The organism is Leptolyngbya sp. Cla-17, from assembly GCF_016807185.1.
Classification (GTDB): Bacteria; Cyanobacteriota; Cyanobacteriia; order Leptolyngbyales; family Leptolyngbyaceae; genus ULC077BIN1.
The window spans coordinates 14,813-31,233 of record NZ_JAEVYN010000007.1 but is presented as its reverse complement, the minus strand read 5'-3'; the positions used below and the strand labels follow the sequence as shown (position 1 = coordinate 31,233).

Below are 16,421 nucleotides of genomic sequence, written 5' to 3'. Positions count from 1 at the left end.
CTGAAACTCCCGATCTAATTGCTTTACGCCGGAGTGATAGAGCTGTTTTACGCCGGAGTGATAGAGCAATTTATACGCGGGAGTGATAGAACAAAACTTGAATCTCCTTTCGAATGACAAACAATTCATACGCGGGAGTGATAGAACAAAATGTCTAGTATCTTTGGGTGGCAGGTTTCATCGTAAAACTATTTCCAAGACATACGTGGGAGTGATAGAAGCATCTATACGCGGGAGTGATAGAACAAAAGACTTTTATACGCGGGAGTGATAGAAGCATCTATACGCGGGAGTGATAGAGCTTGAATGTAAAAACATACGCGGGAGTGATAGAACTAATTCATGTAGGATCGTCTATCGGTAGAGTGAGTAGGATTATATCTCAACACATCTAGTAGAATTCATCTATCGCCTATCCCCATAACTGCATGGCTTCAATTGAAAGAGACTTGACTTTTCCGGTGGATGGTCAGCTACTGATGGTGTTGCCTAGAGCTGGGGCATCCATCAACAATCCAGATGTCCACTTACCGATTTTACGTTCAGATGGTGATGGGTACTATCTGGAGATGCGAGTTGAAGCCGATACGAATGATGCTGGTGAAGTAGCAGTCATACGGCGTGTTCCACTTGAAGATTTGACGACTGATGAGTGGGAAGAATTAAAGCAACAGTACGACAGCCTTGACCTTGAAACTTTAGCTGCTCAGGGAATTGCCAAAGGGCTTGAAAAGATACAGGATCGTAAGATTCAGCGCCTGTTTATGGCTCTGCTGACTTTTCTTAACCCTCGCCAAGTTGGAATTGTGTTGTATCTCTATAAACTGGCAGATGAACAAAATAACGGTCCGGTAGTTACTTTTCGCTCAAATAACTTGCTGGAGAACTTGGGTTACTCGCGTACCAAAGGGGGTAGTTTCCATGCCAAGGTGCGATCTCAGTTAAACCGCGACCTCGTAGCGCTGCACCGAGTGGAATTAGTTTTAGCCAAGTCTCTAAGGGAAGGAAATAAAATTGGAGCAGAGGTAATCATCAAGAGCATCCTGCGAATTAAAAGCTACAAGATAGAAAATCTTTCTCGCGACTTTGATTTGGCAAAAGCTGCTGACTATACTTATGAATTAGCTGATTCGTATACAGTATCTTTAGAATTTTTTGAAGGATCAAGTCGTACTGGGGATTACGTTTTGTTTGCTGGAGATGTGGATGTCACTCAAAAACTTGGTAGTAACACCAAAAACGACTACAGAACCAAACTATTAATCTACCTTGCAAGTCGGCTCAAATGGGATTCTCCGCAAGATGGACAGTATTTGACAATTTCTAAACAGTATTTGTTTAAGAATCTTGATTTGCTAGGGAGCAACTCTTCAAGGAATAATCAGATTTTTTGGCGCACAGTTGAGGAGTTGCAGCAAGAGGGTTATATTCTTGGTGCCCAAGAACTACCCGGTAAAAGGAAGACACCTAGCATTCAATTTCAAATCAATCCTCAGAAGCTGAGACCGAGCGCAGTATAACCTTACTTAAACCACCATTAAGGAAATACAAGCTTTTACTTGCTCATTGCGAGAATGGAAAGAAAGACCCATCAAAGTTCGTCTAACAGTAATGCTTCTTCAGATTCACTTTCACTGCTTTTAACAACTTCTGCAACTACCGTATTTAGTTCCATCGCAAGTTGTTCTACAGTCGGTAGGTTTTCCTCAAGTAATTTGGGTAATGAGTCTTTTAATTGATAAGTTGAAACACCAATAGGGCGATTGACATCCCTTAGGGCATACTCAACAGCCGTTTTTTTCTTACCCTTGCACAGAATAATCCCGATCGTCGAGCGATCTTCTGGATGTCTCAATAAGTCATCTACAGCGGAAATGTAGAAGTTCATTTTGCCGGAGAACTCTGGCTGAAATTCGGTAACTTTAAGGTCGATCACCACGTAGCAACGCAGCTTTAGATGATAAAATAATAGATCAATGTAATAGTCATCTCCATCGACTTCTAAGTGATACTGGCTGCCTACAAACGCAAATCCAACCCCTAGCTCCAGCAAGAATTCCCGAATGCGTTCAACAAGTGCCCGTTCAAGATCTCGCTCTTGCACAGATGAGGTAACATCAAGGAAATCTAGATGATAGGGATCTTTGAGCAGTTGGTTTGCCAAATCAGATTGAGGTGGAGGTAGGGCGCGATCGAAATTAGTAACCGCTCCTCCCATTCGGCGATATAAATCGCTTTCAACTTGATGCACCAATACATTGCGGCTCCAACCATGCTCAATTGTTTGTCTCGCGTACCATAGCCGCTCCTCATTAGATTTGAGTTTGTCTAGCAACGCTATATTGTGATACCAAGTAACTTGTCCAAGCGCCGCTTGGACAATTGCCTCATCAGGAAATGCTTGAGCAAACGCTCGCATGTAAAGCAGATTAGAGCGGGAAAAACCCTTCATTTCTGGAAATTCCTGCTTTAAGTCTTTTGAGAGGGTTTGAATGACTTTTGCGCCCCAACCTTGCTGCTGCTGACGATTCAAAATGTCTCGACCAATCTGCCAATAAAGCAGCACTAGTTCTCGGTTGACGGCGATAGATGCACGAACTTGAGCACTGCGGATGCGAACTTTCAAGTCAGTCAGAAAGGTTTCGTAGTCTTTGAGATTGAATAAGTCAGACATGAATTAAATTTCAGTAGTCAAAAGGTCTGTTGAGTAATTAGGTAAGGTAAGGGTCATAGAGGTGCCTTCGATCAAGGCAAATTTTGTTGCTAATATTTGAGGCTAGCCATTTCACAACAATAGCTTTGAGGGTTGCGCAGTTTGGAATCTGTTGCCTTTTACTTCTACAACATCTGCAAAACTCTTTTCAAGGCTTGTTTTAACTCCTGGCGTTGTTCGGTTGAAATTGTGGCTTTGTCAAGATCTAAGCGTTGAACAGCTACGAGGATATGATCAACATGCTGATTCCTGACTCCATTAGATAGTGCTTTTGTAGCATCTCCTACAAGTTGTTTCTTCTGCTCGGCGACCCACTGCTGAGCTTTGATCTCTGATAAATTGTTTGCCAGGGTCACCTCAATTCCTTCATTAAGTAGCTGTAGTGCCTTCTGTTTGGATAGACCAAGATTGTCAGATGTAAGTCGATTGAGAACGAGAGCTTGGGCACAGCCTAATGCTCTTTCCCGTACAGCTATTCTTAAATTGGGATTGAGGCTGAGGGTAGGGAAAACGTTGCGATTCAACGTAGCAGGATGTTCCTGTAGTCCTAGTAAAATTAGAAAGACTTGGATTTCTACTGGTTCAAGCTTGAATTGAGCTAAAATCGCGCGTTGTTGCTCCTGAGGTTGTAGGTGCAACCTGTCGCCTAGTTTCTGTTTTCTTCGTTTCAATCGCGTCAGCACACGATTCACAATTCTAGAAACCTCATCAGGCTTTAGTTCAGAAATTTCATCACAAACGATGGCGACTAAACTTGCTGCTTTGTCAAGTGCATTTAAATCTCGACGATGACGATTCGCTAGGTAAGTTCTACGCCGCAGAGTTTGATCGTTTTCAGGACGGGAGACAAAGACTGCCCTAATAGTTTTCCAGTTCAAGTTAGTAGCCGCTCTCCAGCGACACTCTCCATCAAACAAGGTGCCATCATCGAACAACATGACATCATCAAGCTGACCTTCTTCTTGAAGCGATCGCTCCATTGCTTCAACCTCTTCCTTAAAGGTCTGTCTAGTCTGCTTTGGGTTGGGATGGATCTTGGCAATTGGATACTCAACTGACCCTTGATTCTGCTTCAGATGTTCTCGTAGCTCATCAATCTGCTTTTGCAAAAGTTGACGTTCGGTCTCATCCAAATCATTTGCTCGTAGCTGTTCAATCTCACCAACTAGTGCTTGCTCATGCTCATCCTTTTGTTGAAGTTGATGCTCAAGCACCTCAATCTGATGTTGCAGTACACTTTCGGTTAGATTTGCCCCCTCAATAAACTCATCTGGAGAGGTAGGTTTTGGTCTACGTTGAATTGGCATTCCTATTTATTCTCCTGAGCCAAGCTCCATTTTTCGTTAAATACCGAACGGTAAAGTCGTGTAATTTCATCAATTGCCTTGGTGTCTTTTGGTCGATACTCGACCACCGCTTTACCTTCAGATGCCGAGCGTCGAAACGCCTTTCGAGTACCAATTGGCTGCTCCAGAAAAATCAACCCCTCTGTTTCTCTCGCAACTTGCGCTGCCTCTTCATTGTCTCCACCCTGAGCATCCGCCCGGTTAATGAAACAAATCGACTTCAGTTGGTCATTAAAGGCGCTTGCTTCATCTATTAACTTTGCAACACTGTCTAACGTCCATGCGTCAAAACTCCCTGGAAAAAGCGGTACTAAGTAGAGGTTGGCAACTAGCAGCGCTGCTCTATGTCCCGTGTTGTCTCGCCCTCCGGCATCAATTACTACATCATCATATTTTGAAGCCATGCGAGCCACTTCTGACCTTACTGCCTGCCCTCTAAGCTTGATAGCCGTGTAACCAGCCCCGCCATTGGGTTCAAAAATCTGATTGCGAAGCACTGTAAAGTCACTTGCACTATCTTGTTCATCAGCATCAACTAACAAAACATCGTAACCAGCTAGCGCTCTCATTACTGCTAGATTTGTTGCCAATGTAGTTTTTCCACCACCGCCTTTGATTCCGCCACAGACGACAATCATGGTCTTTTCCTACTGAAGGGCTTTTCCAATGTACCGGAGTTCCCCAGTACATACCTATCTAAAACTTATGAAAACTGTACTGGAGATCTCCGGTACAGTTTTAGCTTGAGGTTACTCACTATATAAATACACTTTTCAAATTATCAGGGTATATCAATTTTGCTTCATGAATATACCGTGCCTGTAGATTTGAATCAGATGGAATTGAATTCATCCTTCTCTGCCTTGGTCATATTTCTCATTCCCATCAGTTCATCAAACGCTTTTTCCGCCGCTTGTTGGTCGGCTGCCTTGGTATAGCGGCGAAAGTTTTGCACCGACTTATGCCGAGTTAGTGTCATCACATGATACGGATTCATCCCCTTCAATACCAAATTGGTCGCAAATGTATGCCGGAACTGATGCGCATGAAAATCAATTCCCGTTTGCTTTGAAATCGCATTCATCATCTTGCAAATCCCGTCATAGCCCAGTCGCTGCCAAAGATTGCGCCGGGAATGGGAAACAAACAACGGACACTCTGGAGATAATATTTCCCCTGTCAATTCCCGCCACTGAAGATACCGCTCTACGGCTTCCTTACCTTGAGGTGTCAGTGGCACCCATCCCTTACTATCCTCCTTCGCCTCCCGGATGCGTAACCGTCGCCCGTCATAATCTTTAAGATTTAACATAGATACCTCTTCAGCCCGTAACCCATGCAACAGCACTGAAATCAAGGCAATGTTGCGCTCCGGCAACGAACTGGCTAACGCCGCCTGAACAATGCGCTCTACTTCCCCCTCCTTAAGATTCTGCGCCTCCGGTTCCGTCAGCTTCGGCAAATCCACTTCCGTTGTCGGATTGATACTGACATACCGAGAACGTACCATCCACCCATAAAAGTTCTTTAGCGTTCCCAAAATTCTCCTGACCGTAGCATCTGAAAGCGATCGCCGACCTGTTTCCAAGTCCTGACGCATCAAATAGGCTTTGAACTGAGCAATCTGACGAGGCGTAACCTCCGCCCAGCCCTTGTCTATCCAATTTAGAAAGCACTGTAAGTCTTGCCGATAGGCTTTCTGACTTTTGGGAGCCAGCGATCGCGCCTGCAAAAACTCCTTTACCCGCTCCTCGCGTAAATTCGTCAGGTCTAGGCGAGTCGGACTAACGGTTGAACCTGTCTTGCTATCAATCGATTGCAGTAGCAGAACCACAGGCTCTGGAACCATTTTGCGGCGGTTCATGAACGATGTTCCTCAATCAAAGTTCCTCAATCAAAAACGTTCGACCATTCAGTGTATTTTACGACTTAAGCTGCTGGTGGAGACGGCTGATTTGAAACCACAACCAAATACCGATTGGCAATTCCAGTGAGTTAGGATCAATGTGAAACCACATCGGTTGAATCAAATTCACCTCGTGTTTGGGCGATCTGAACGAGTTAAGGATAAGGCTATGCAACTGCGATCGATTGAAACCACCCCCAGTCCGAATTGCATCAAACTCAATCTGAACGAGGTAATTAGCGCCAAAGCCTTGACGCTGCAGAAAGGCGGAGAACAGCCCAATGCTCCGACCTTCGCTCAACAGTTGCTTGCGATTGAGACAGTCCAATCGGTCTTTCTCGTCCATGATTTCATCACGCTGACCCGTAAAGGGAATGCAGACTGGCAGCCGATCCTGGCGGAAGCTGCTGGCATTATTGGGGTGGCTCAAGATGCTGACTCAACGCTTCTAGATCAGGTTTCACAGTCCCAGGAGCCAATACCACCTGCCAGTCTAACTAGCCAGCCGCACAGCTCAAACTTAGGTTCCGTTGAGGTCGCTGTTCAGGTGTTTCGTGGGATTCCAGTGCAAGTGAGAGCGATCGCTGCCGATGGTCAACAAGCGCGGGTAGCCTTGCCAGAGCGATTCAATCAGGCACTTCAGCGAGCGATTCGTGCCACGGGCGCAAATTACGTGGCAGAGCGACAGTGGGAACCCTATCAGGCTCCGGCTGGCTCCCCTGAAGCAGTCGCGCAACTGGTCGCAGACGAGATTGTTAGCCTAATGGACGATGACGAACTGGCTCGGATTGAAGCCGCTGTCATGTCCAACGACACCAAAAAGCAAGTCCATAACGCCGACCGACAGCAATCTCTGTTAGCGGATCTGTATCACCTGAACTGGAAATATCGACTCAAGGCGCTACAACAGATTGAAGTCACCCCCGAAACGTTGCCGCAGATCGTGATGGTTCTCAATGACAAACAGAGCACGATTCGTCGCTGGGCTGCTGCTCTCCTCGGTGCTAGCGGTATAGATGCTGCCGTTGAACCGCTGGCTCGGATTGTCCTTGCAGATCCATCCGCGATCGTCCGGCGGACAGCGGGAGATGCCTTAAGCGATTTGGGAAATATTAGTGCCATGCTAACGATGACTCAGGCATTAGCAGACTCCTCGAAGCTCGTGCGTTGGAGAGCGGCTCGATTCTTGAATGAGCTGGGCGATCTCACTGCTGTAGATGCCCTACGTAATGCAGTGGAACGCGAAGTGGAATTTGATGTGCGAATCGAGATGATAGCAGCGCTAGAGCGGATTGAGGGCGGCGGTGAAACCCAACTACCCATGTGGCAGCGCCTTACCCAGGGTGGCGGTGGCATCAATGCGAAGGAGTAAGAACAATTCAAATGGAGGAGCGAACCTTAACGGCACTGACTACAAGCATGGTAAATGTAAATAGTACAAAGCAACTGTGCCATGACTCAAATTCCCTTCGATCAGTTAGCGAAAGAATTTCTCAAAGAATTTCTGACTCCGTTGGGTCGAGCCGAACGGAGTTTAGAAGTCCCCGGAGAATCGAAGTTTGTCGATGTTTGGTTTGAACCCTTTCCCCAATCGACAGTTGACTCCAGTAGCTTAGGTTTGCTGGGTAGAATCGCCACAACTCCCTGCCTGATTGAACCCTTTCACAATCCGCCAACCCGCACCGAAGTCCGCACCTGTTTGCTGAAGCTATTTTGGGTGCATGAAGACCAACGTCGGCAGGCGAATCGTCAAGAGAGCCGGACTTTGGAAGGGGAGTTGCCCAAACTTTGGGTTCTTGCCGCCGATGTTTCAAAGCCTGTCCTGAATGATTTTAGTGCAGTTCCAAATGAACAATGGCTACCAGGCATCTACTTTCTAGCAAATGCTCTTAAGACGGTTATCGTTGCGATCAACCAACTCCCCCCAACCGAGGAAACTCTTTGGCTGCGAATTTTGGGACGGGACGAAACACAACGGCAAGCGATCTCTGAAGTTTTGGCGCTACCAGCAACGGATTTTCGGCGTTCTAAAACATTACAAATGCTGACGGCATGGAAAGTTACAATTGAACTGACTGGTACCCAAACCTCTGAGGATGAGCAGTTGCTTATGACCTTATCGCAAGCGTATTTAGAATGGGAACAGGAAACCGAGCGTCGAGGTGAACGCCGAGGTGAGAAGCAGGGCGAACGGAAGGTTATAGAAAATCTGCTCAAAGTCCGCTTCGGGGAACTCGACGAATCCCTGGCTGCCCTGATTTCTCAAATCTTAGTCCTACCTCCTGAAGAGTACACCCCGCTGCTCCTACAACTCTCACAAGAAGAGCTATTAATCAGGTTTACTTCTTAGCCAACCCCCGGATGGGAGTTTATAGTCTGTGCGCGACTGAACCGAGTGCTCTAGTCTTACTGGTTCTCGCTAGGATAGCTATTAAGCTTCCGGTTCTGTTGAGCGATCGCGATTTCAACAGGTACTCAGGGTCAGCAACTCAAAATTTCCCATTCATCATATTCCGGATAATAACCATTATCTGGAATATGATGAGGCTCAGACGAAGTTAGGATTTTGAGCTGAGATTAGAAACTATAATGCTCTCATACTGCCTATTCGGGAGTCTTGCCATGCCGTCACCTTTTCCTGGGATGGATCCCTACTTGGAAGGCTATCTGTGGGTCGATGTCCACAATGCCTTAGCCAGTAAAATTCGACAGCAGCTTGCTCCTAAAATCCAACCGGGCTACACCGTGCCGCTATGTCTCCCGGATGTTGATGCGCCACTGGATTTAGCGGCTGCCCTGCGTGACATCTACGATGAGGTGTTTTATCACTTGTTGATCGACTATCGTGAACTTTCTCCTAAACCCGTGCTAACAGCAGACGCTTTAGGGTGGGTAGATGCCTTACTCGCACCCTTGAGAACCGAGGTGTAATGTCTAAAAGAGCCTTACCAGAGAAATGCCGTAAGTGTGCGACCTTGTCAGCGGAGCAGGCACAGGCGTTGCATGGGGCAGAAGGCGATCGTTGCTGGAACCCGGCGGTTTGCTATAGTCGCAGGTCGTATGCCAGAAATCGCGAGCGCATTAATCAGACTCGCAGCCGCAAACGCAAAGAAGGGGAATTAGAGCAGATTTCAGTGGAATTTGAGCCACTGAGTCGATTGGTGTTTGGGGTGCTGGTGGTGTATCGCAAAGCGGGAGTGGACACGCCTGTTCATGCGATCTCAGCAGAGATTTGGCAGGGACAGGAGAAGGTGGCGATTGTGCCAACCGTGCATTGTGCGGGTATGGTGCCGAGTCAAGTGCATCAGTATGTAAACAAGATGTTGAGTGTCTTGGAGGAGCGATACGGCATTAAAAAGTTTGCCAGTCAAATGCGGCTTGACCCGGAGTTATGTGCATCCCGTCCCTGTCCACTGCATGGGTGAGATTAAGAGATGAGGCAGATTGAGCAATTAGAGTTGGGGTTGTGGGAGGTGCTAAAGGAAGCAGCGATCGCACCCGATGAAGCAGATGTGGGGCAACTGCTGGATGGGCTGGATGCGGCGTTGTTGTCGTTGGATACAGTGGGGCAGTTACAGGTAGCAGCAGAAGCGATCTCCCAAATTGCTCAGGTCTTTTGCGATCGCTCGGCTCTGGCATTTGAGGAATTGGAGGCAACCACCAGCGATGAGGGTCCGGTGATGCCAACCGAGGCGTTCGATCAGTATGTCCGGCAGACGATGGAAGTGGATTTCGACCAGTTCATCAAACCTTTGGCGACTCTACCTAGAAAAATCACAGAGCGGCAAGCGATTGCGGAGGGTGATTCAGTGGTTGGGGAATTAAATCGAACCACAGTGCTGCAAGTGCTAGATCAACAGATGAGCCAGGAGCCAGACCTTACGGAAGCAGAAATCTTCAACCACACGTGGGCGATCGCCCATGATGAAGATGTGGCAGCGTGGGCAAGGGCAATCGCTCAGTGGATGGCAGAACAACAAGTTTCTATGGCTCCACTGGTTGAGCTTCAGCAATCAACGGGAATGCCTCTAATTCAACTTTGGCTGGCGCTACTACTGGGAGGATTTACGCTCCAGCAACGGGGTGAATTTTATGAAACGGCACAAATTTGGGTACTCAGTTAGTGATGCGAGTGAGCGATTGCTAATTTGAGACTATGACCTACTCGCAGTTGTTCTTTGAGGAGAAAGCCTCTACTGCTCTAACAAATCCTCGTAGTGAAACCCAGTAAAGATAACAACTAATACGGAATTGCGGAAGGCAGTACTTTTTGACCAGATTAAATTGCTTGAATCCAATCAAAGCCCACTTTGCCTTGAACTATCACAGGATGCTGCATCAACCATTGGCACCGCTTGACTAAGACATCCTCTAAAGCATCAAGATTGTCAAACACTTGATTAGCGATTGCTTCGCGCAGCAAAGACCAGACACATTCAGTGGGTTGCAGTTGGGGGGTATAGGGCAATAGCGGGTAGAAGAAAATGCCGGGGGGCACCTGAAGTTTTTGGCTCATATGCCACGCGGCCTGATCAACCAATAGAATGATCAACTGCTGACGATGGGGATTGACCTGAGCCGCAAATAGCTCTAACGCCATCTGCATCATGGAGACATTGGCACGGGGCAATAAAAGGAAGTAGCTCGCTCCAGTGGCAGGATGGACAAAACCATAGGTGTAGACCCATTGATAGCGGCGAGAATGATGCGCTGATGGGCGTTCTCCTATGGGTGCCCAAACCCGCCTGACAATGGGTTGCAAGCCTAATCGAGCTTCGTCTTCCGCCCAAATTACAATCTCCCGATTGGGAAACAACGAGCGCAACCACGCCACATGACCTGCTAATCCTGCTTTGAACTCTGCTTGCTGCTCAAGGGTTGCGCTTTGATGATGCACCGGATGCGGCACCTGCAAGCTCAACCCCAAACGTCGTAGATACTTCCAGGCTGTTGAGGGGTGTAAGCAAATGCCAAAGTAGGTTTCGATATACTCCCCAACTTTCGGTCCACTCCAGAGTCCGCCATCATCCGGGGCACTCTGTAAGCGTTGCCGCAATAGCCGTTGCTGTTCATCACTTAAAGCCAACCGATTGCCCCCAGGGTTCAAGCGTTGCCGATTGACTAGTCCGACCGCACCCTCGGCGTTGTAGCGACGGGCAATTTTCCGCACTCCACTACAACTGAGTCCACAAATCTCAGCGGTTTGTTCGATGCTCATCGGAGTCTTTGGATGACTGAGCAATCGAATCACCAACCAACGGTTTTTCTCGCCAGCATCTTGGCACTGAACATACCGCTGAGTTAGATCTGCGTAGTCTAGATGAGGGCTAATTTGAGTGCGGGGTCGAGGCATGGACAGAGTACCTTTTTCATCTTGCTAAATGATACTCCCCTACTCAATTCCGTATAAAGTACAACCTACAAACTGACAAGCCCACGTTTAACGGCAACAATTACGGCCTGAGTGCGAACTGACAAATCAGGGCAAGCTACCGCCCACGCCCAATTTACTTAGAAGCCGATTGATGTGCGATTTGGCAGGGCTTTCGCCGATGCTTAAGGCAGTCTCTAGTTCGGCAAGCATACTTAGCGACTGAGTCTTTGAGCAGCTTATGCTACCTTTCTTGGCAGGTAACTGCTTGATTCAATCGATTCTGTATCGTAGGGTCAGGGGTGCTGGCAACCAAAAAGATCTCCCCCGTAGAAGTTACCTGCACTCCAGCCGCTTCCATGATTGGAGTGTCGGGAGATTTTGCATAAGAAACGTCTCTGCGTCTTTGCGTCTCGTTCGACTGAGCGCTCACGCCGAAGTCCGCGTCTCCGCGTCCTCTACTCCTCTGATCCATCTTCTGAGCCACGTTTAGCCTGCGTCGATCGCTCCACTCCGCATCATCGTCTAATTGTTGTTCAGGCGTGGGAGGCAAACCACCGCGACCACTGATGACGAAAGAGTTGCCTTGATTGGCAGGACAACCCTGGACAATCAGGCGGGATGAATCGACAACCGTTGTGGGAAGTGCGACTAAACCAGAGGTGGGGTCAAAGCGTTCGATGTTGAGTTGCACCGTGCCACTCTGGGCAGAACTGGCTCCGGTTGCGGTGATGTCGCTCAAAGGGGTGTTTTGAGGGCGAAACTGGATGCCAAAGATACCAGAGGCATTAATCGTGACGCTACCGCCACGAGCATTGACGGAATTGGCACGAATATCGCTATTTTCACTGGGTACAGCCACGATCGAGCCTGCATTAATCTGAATGTTGCCACCATTACCTGTACCACCTGCCGATGCGGTAATCGAACTATTGTTTCGCAGCAGCAGAAAATCGCGCACGTTGAGGTCGATGTTGCCCCCTTCTCCAGATACAGTGGCGGCTGTAATCGCACCACTATTGTCTACAACAATCGAGTTGGTGGTTACCCGCAAGGTGCCAGCACTCCCGGTGCCATCATTGCTGACACCGACATATGCACCATCACTGATACTCAAACGGGGAGTATTAATGGTCACGCTGCCTGAATTTCCGCTGGGTCTGTCAGGCAGTCGATAAGCTTGCTTTAAAGTATCACTTGCAATCGGGGCAGACGAACCCACATAACTGGGCAGAAAAAGCGGGGAGCGACCACTGACCTCTACAGACTCTTTGGCATTGACGGTGAGACTACCTGCGCGACCAGACCCCAGAGTGACAGTCGTAACGGCTCCTCCATCCTGAGCCACTAACCTTGAAGTGTTGACCGTGAGTTGCCCAGCATCTCCAGCACCAATAGTAAGAGCGTTTAGAACACTTTGACTGGAAAGACTGCTCTGTCCAATCAGTTTTATCGAGTCAAACGCATTTACAGTGACATCGCCGCCGCGACCGATGCCAAACGTTACCGATCCAATGGTTCCTCCCTCAAGAATCGTTATCTTCTGTGTTGACACAGTGACATCTCCCGCATCTCCAGAGCTGAAAGCACTATTACCGATGGTACTGAGTACACTAGGATTAATGGACGAAAAACCGACGGCTTGCACTGAATTAGAGGCTTGCACAGTTATGTTACCTGCCCTACCAGATCCGTAGGAGCGAGCAATTATTGCTGCTCCATATCGAGCAGCCAATTGTCGAGTTGAGACTGCAACATCTGCTCCACTCCTAACTCCCACAGTTTGGCTATTCAAGCCGCCAGTAAATCTACCATCTGGGCTGCCTCCGCTTAGTTCTAAAGACTGAGTAGCATCCACTCTGATGCTCCCTCCAGCCTGAGTCCCCCGGTTCTGAATCAATAGCAGTGAGCCATCCGCCAGTGATACCTGATTCCCCTGTACCTGAATTAATCCGCCTCCACTCGCATCTCCTAGCGCCTGTCGTGAGAGGCGAATATCACCAAAGCGTTGGCTTTCTTGATAATCAAACGCAAAGCCAGAATTTGTAGAACTGAGGTTTACTTGCCCGTCACGCACGCTACCCAATTCAATACGTCCTTGCTCTGCCGTCAGCGTGCCGCCAGCAATGTCTATATCTCCGCCAATCAAAGCGAGGGTTCGACCGGCTGGCACCCGCAAACCTGCTGTACTACTGCCTCTGACAAGAGGAGAAAAAATAGGCACTGCAACGGATAAATCGTAGCCATTCCCCTGCATCGCAATGCGCCCTGGATTGGTTCCCATCTGCAATCCAACGGGAACGCTGATCGTCAACAGCGGTGTCGTTTGAGGATTTGTAGCGCTGTACTGAAAATTATCGGCAAAGTTGATGCTGTCAGCGGTACTGGCAACAAACGAACCGCCAATATTGAGGGACGCATTTGGACCAAACAAAATCCCATTCGGGTTGAGCAGAAACAGATTTGCCGTTCCATTTGCTCGGATCAACCCATCAATGTTCGAGATTGACCCACCCGTCACGCGGCTGAAAATGTTCTGTACATCAATAGCGTTGTTGAAGTAAGCAGACCCACCTGTGGGAATCGAAAACTGGCTGAAGCTATGGAACAGGCTACCCCCTCGCCTTGCTCCACCATCGATCTGAACATTGGGATTACCAGACACTTGCGATCGCTCTCCTGCTGGCAGTGTGGCATCAGGGATTACTTGAGCGGCGATCGGTTGAGTACAAAGCGATGCACCCAGAACACTACCCATCAAAACCCATGCTGTTAAGTGCGATCTGTGCATGTTGCTACCTTCGTTCACAAGGGCGATCCACAAAGGGTGACTTTAGCCTTTAAGGACTGGCTTGTATTCTAAGGCAGCACAATTCCAATGTCCTAAATTTGCCGCTGCTTCGTAAGTGCTTTGGAGAAACTCCAACACCATTGCATCAGGGTCATCAGACTGCCTCAAGGTTTCATAGGGCAAAATGAATTCCTGCATATCCGCACTATAAAACGCGGCTGGAGGCTGGATGGGATAATCCTTAAAGCTTTCTAGTGCTGGGTAAGCGTAGGCATAGAACAGGGCTTCGATCGATCCACCCCCAAACCAAAAGCCGCAACTGCTGACCTCGTGGGAGTAGGCTTCTCGCGTCACCCAATCTGCCATACCCGGCACTCCACCAGGATGTTCTGGCGCACGTTGTCCCGAAAAGCGCGTCACTGCCAGGTCAAAACTGCCCCAGAAGAAATGGACAGGGCTACACTTCCCCGCATAATGAGCTCGAAAAACTGTCAGGAGGCGATCGGCTTGCATCAGAATCTGCCAGAACCGTTGGGCAAACTCTGGATCGTAAGCCGCATGTTGCTCATCCTGCTCAAACGGGATTGGATCAGCGATTTCCTGCGGCATCGTCCAAATTTGCACCTCGATCCCGATGTCCTTCAAAGTACGCATGACCGCTTGATAAAAATCAGCGACCGAGCGAGGTGCCAGCGCAATGGTTTTAGTGATGCCATCACTGGTCTCAATCAACAGTTGATGCTTCAAAAAATCAAAGGTGATTTGAAAGCTGCGGGTGCCATCAGGAATGGTTGAAGTTGTGAGTCCACGTGGGGTAACATACAGCGTTGAATGCCACCAATGGTTGAGCTTGGGTGCCAAGGCTAAACGAATTTTGCCAATAATTTGTGTCCACAAATGGAGCGTTTGATAGGTGTCCTGCCAGGCGGCAACGGGCAACGGCAGCCAAACATGAGGAGATGAGTTAGCTATGGAAATAGTCACAATGCGAACCTCTCTGCAAATTAGCGGTAATGACCGATCAACCCATCCAAGTCTATGACCAATTGCTGCGATCGTATAACTATTTAAGTTGCTCACTCCTCAACGTTTGGCGATCTAAAGAATTTGCTATCTGCGCTTTTGCAGAACTAGGTTTACCGACCACTCACGTAGGGAGTCGAACGACGCGACGCGATTTGGGCATTCGTTAGCTCGATCTCCTGCTTCACTTGACTGACGACCCCTGCGTAAAAATCAGTTCCAGTCTCACAGACCCACTCGCAGATGGTTAAAGGCTTGAGCCAGCCCTTGTTTTTGCAGGCGCTTTTCGGGGTTATAGGTCTGTCAGTCATCGGTTAGTAGACCTACTGATTGACTGACAGAAAGAACAGGTTTCTCAGTAACCTTCTATATGCGGCAAGAAGATGCCTGAAGCGCATTCAAGCATCCTTCAACGTTAGGCTGCCAGGTCAAACAACAGCACTTCAGAATCATTAGACGCACCTTGTAGGGTGATTTGTGCTTCTTGAGCGATCGCAGCACCATCGCCAGCAGTCAGCGTTAGCTCATTCACCTGCACGGCACCACGCACCACTTGCAACCAGGCTACTCGTCCCTCTGCTACGGGATGGCTTACCTTGTCACCCTCCTGCAAAGCGGTAGCGTAGAGATTCACATCTTGATGGATCGTAATGGAGCCGTCACGCCCATCACGAGAGCCAATCAATAGTAATGTGTCACGCTTTTCTGTCTCAGCAAAGGTTTTCTGCTCATAGCCAGGTTGAATCCCGTTCTGTTCTGGCAGAATCCAAATTTGCAGGAAATGCACAGGTTCCGTGGAAGACGCATTAAACTCACTGTGCTGAATGCCTGTTCCGGCAGACATTCGCTGCACATCGCTCGGACGAATCACAGACCCGGTGCCAATGCTGTCTTTGTGTTCTAATGCACCTTCGAGGACGTAGGAAATGATTTCCATATCACGGTGTGCGTGAGTGCCAAAGCCTTGACCAGGAGTGACTTTATCTTCGTTGATCACCCGCAGAGCAGCAAAACCCATATAGTTGGGGTCGTAATAGTTGCCAAAAGAGAAGGTGTGATGACTATCGAGCCAACCAAAATTAGCAATACCTCGGTCTTGAGCCGATCGAATCGTAATCATATTTTGTACCTCTGAATCGTTAGGAGCTATTGTATACACTGACTTATTTAGGTTCTTCCCAACTTTTGGGTGAAGCGGTTTGTTGTCATTGAATTCCACTGATAACAAAGCTGAAACAACCGCTACTCCGCTTTGTATTCCATTTTTAATC

The 16,421-nt window shown here is 48.3% G+C and carries 15 protein-coding genes; 6 read left to right on the top strand and 9 right to left on the bottom strand.

The window, feature by feature from the left end:
- The first annotated feature begins 428 nt into the window (after nt 1-428).
- On the top strand, nt 429-1,520 hold the full coding sequence (locus JOY44_RS29345; RefSeq protein ID WP_171576931.1) for a hypothetical protein: 1,092 nt from the start codon (nt 429-431) through the stop codon (nt 1,518-1,520).
- 71 nt (nt 1,521-1,591) lie between these two features.
- Here JOY44_RS29345 and JOY44_RS29340 read toward each other — a convergent pair whose 3' ends face one another.
- The 4 genes from JOY44_RS29340 to JOY44_RS29325 form a co-directional block, all read right to left on the bottom strand.
- Nucleotides 1,592-2,674: a PDDEXK nuclease domain-containing protein gene (locus JOY44_RS29340; RefSeq protein ID WP_171576930.1), complete on the bottom strand. Its 1,083-nt coding sequence runs from the start codon at nt 2,672-2,674 to the stop codon at nt 1,592-1,594.
- A 164-nt stretch (nt 2,675-2,838) separates the two neighbouring features.
- Nucleotides 2,839-4,020, bottom strand: coding sequence for a ParB/RepB/Spo0J family partition protein (locus JOY44_RS29335; RefSeq protein ID WP_171576929.1), 1,182 nt, complete (start codon nt 4,018-4,020; stop codon nt 2,839-2,841).
- A gap of 2 nt (nt 4,021-4,022) precedes the next feature.
- Nucleotides 4,023-4,697 carry an AAA family ATPase gene (locus JOY44_RS29330; protein WP_171576928.1) on the bottom strand — a complete coding sequence of 225 codons (675 nt, stop codon included), beginning with the start codon at nt 4,695-4,697 and terminating at the stop codon, nt 4,023-4,025.
- Nucleotides 4,698-4,891: 194 nt separating this feature from the next.
- On the bottom strand, nt 4,892-5,923 hold the full coding sequence (locus JOY44_RS29325) for a tyrosine-type recombinase/integrase (protein ID WP_171576927.1): 1,032 nt from the start codon (nt 5,921-5,923) through the stop codon (nt 4,892-4,894).
- A gap of 142 nt (nt 5,924-6,065) precedes the next feature.
- Between JOY44_RS29325 and JOY44_RS29320 the strand changes: the two genes are divergently transcribed.
- The 5 genes from JOY44_RS29320 (at nt 6,066) to JOY44_RS29300 (ending at nt 10,089) form a co-directional block, all read left to right on the top strand.
- The gene (locus tag JOY44_RS29320; RefSeq protein WP_242541947.1) at nt 6,066-7,337 is read left to right on the top strand and encodes a virulence factor; all 1,272 of its coding nucleotides are present in this window, start codon (nt 6,066-6,068) and stop codon (nt 7,335-7,337) included.
- A gap of 81 nt (nt 7,338-7,418) precedes the next feature.
- Nucleotides 7,419-8,315: a flagellar assembly protein H gene (locus JOY44_RS29315; RefSeq protein ID WP_171576926.1), complete on the top strand. Its 897-nt coding sequence runs from the start codon at nt 7,419-7,421 to the stop codon at nt 8,313-8,315.
- A gap of 272 nt (nt 8,316-8,587) precedes the next feature.
- The gene (locus JOY44_RS29310; RefSeq protein WP_171576779.1) at nt 8,588-8,896 is read left to right on the top strand and encodes a DUF4058 family protein; all 309 of its coding nucleotides are present in this window, start codon (nt 8,588-8,590) and stop codon (nt 8,894-8,896) included.
- The gene (locus tag JOY44_RS29305; protein ID WP_171576778.1) at nt 8,896-9,390 is read left to right on the top strand and encodes a hypothetical protein; all 495 of its coding nucleotides are present in this window, start codon (nt 8,896-8,898) and stop codon (nt 9,388-9,390) included. The genes JOY44_RS29310 and JOY44_RS29305 overlap by 1 nt, the downstream gene beginning before the upstream one ends.
- 9 nt (nt 9,391-9,399) lie before the next feature.
- A complete protein-coding gene (locus tag JOY44_RS29300; RefSeq protein WP_171576925.1) occupies nt 9,400-10,089 on the top strand; it encodes a hypothetical protein in 690 nt (229 codons plus the stop codon).
- 155 nt (nt 10,090-10,244) lie between these two features.
- Here the strand turns inward: JOY44_RS29300 and JOY44_RS29295 are convergent, their stop codons facing one another.
- From JOY44_RS29295 to JOY44_RS29275, 5 genes are all read right to left on the bottom strand, one after another.
- Nucleotides 10,245-11,318: an IS630 family transposase gene (locus JOY44_RS29295; RefSeq protein ID WP_171575882.1), complete on the bottom strand. Its 1,074-nt coding sequence runs from the start codon at nt 11,316-11,318 to the stop codon at nt 10,245-10,247.
- Nucleotides 11,319-11,580: 262 nt separating this feature from the next.
- Nucleotides 11,581-14,145 carry a filamentous hemagglutinin N-terminal domain-containing protein gene (locus JOY44_RS29290; protein WP_197985795.1) on the bottom strand — a complete coding sequence of 855 codons (2,565 nt, stop codon included), beginning with the start codon at nt 14,143-14,145 and terminating at the stop codon, nt 11,581-11,583.
- A 24-nt stretch (nt 14,146-14,169) separates the two neighbouring features.
- On the bottom strand, nt 14,170-15,111 hold the full coding sequence (locus JOY44_RS29285; protein WP_415881150.1) for a DUF5996 family protein: 942 nt from the start codon (nt 15,109-15,111) through the stop codon (nt 14,170-14,172).
- Nucleotides 15,112-15,263: 152 nt separating this feature from the next.
- Nucleotides 15,264-15,461 carry a hypothetical protein gene (locus JOY44_RS29280; protein WP_171576924.1) on the bottom strand — a complete coding sequence of 66 codons (198 nt, stop codon included), beginning with the start codon at nt 15,459-15,461 and terminating at the stop codon, nt 15,264-15,266.
- Nucleotides 15,462-15,565: 104 nt separating this feature from the next.
- The gene (locus JOY44_RS29275; protein ID WP_171576923.1) at nt 15,566-16,270 is read right to left on the bottom strand and encodes a pirin family protein; all 705 of its coding nucleotides are present in this window, start codon (nt 16,268-16,270) and stop codon (nt 15,566-15,568) included.
- Between the last annotated feature and the right edge of the window lie 151 nt (nt 16,271-16,421).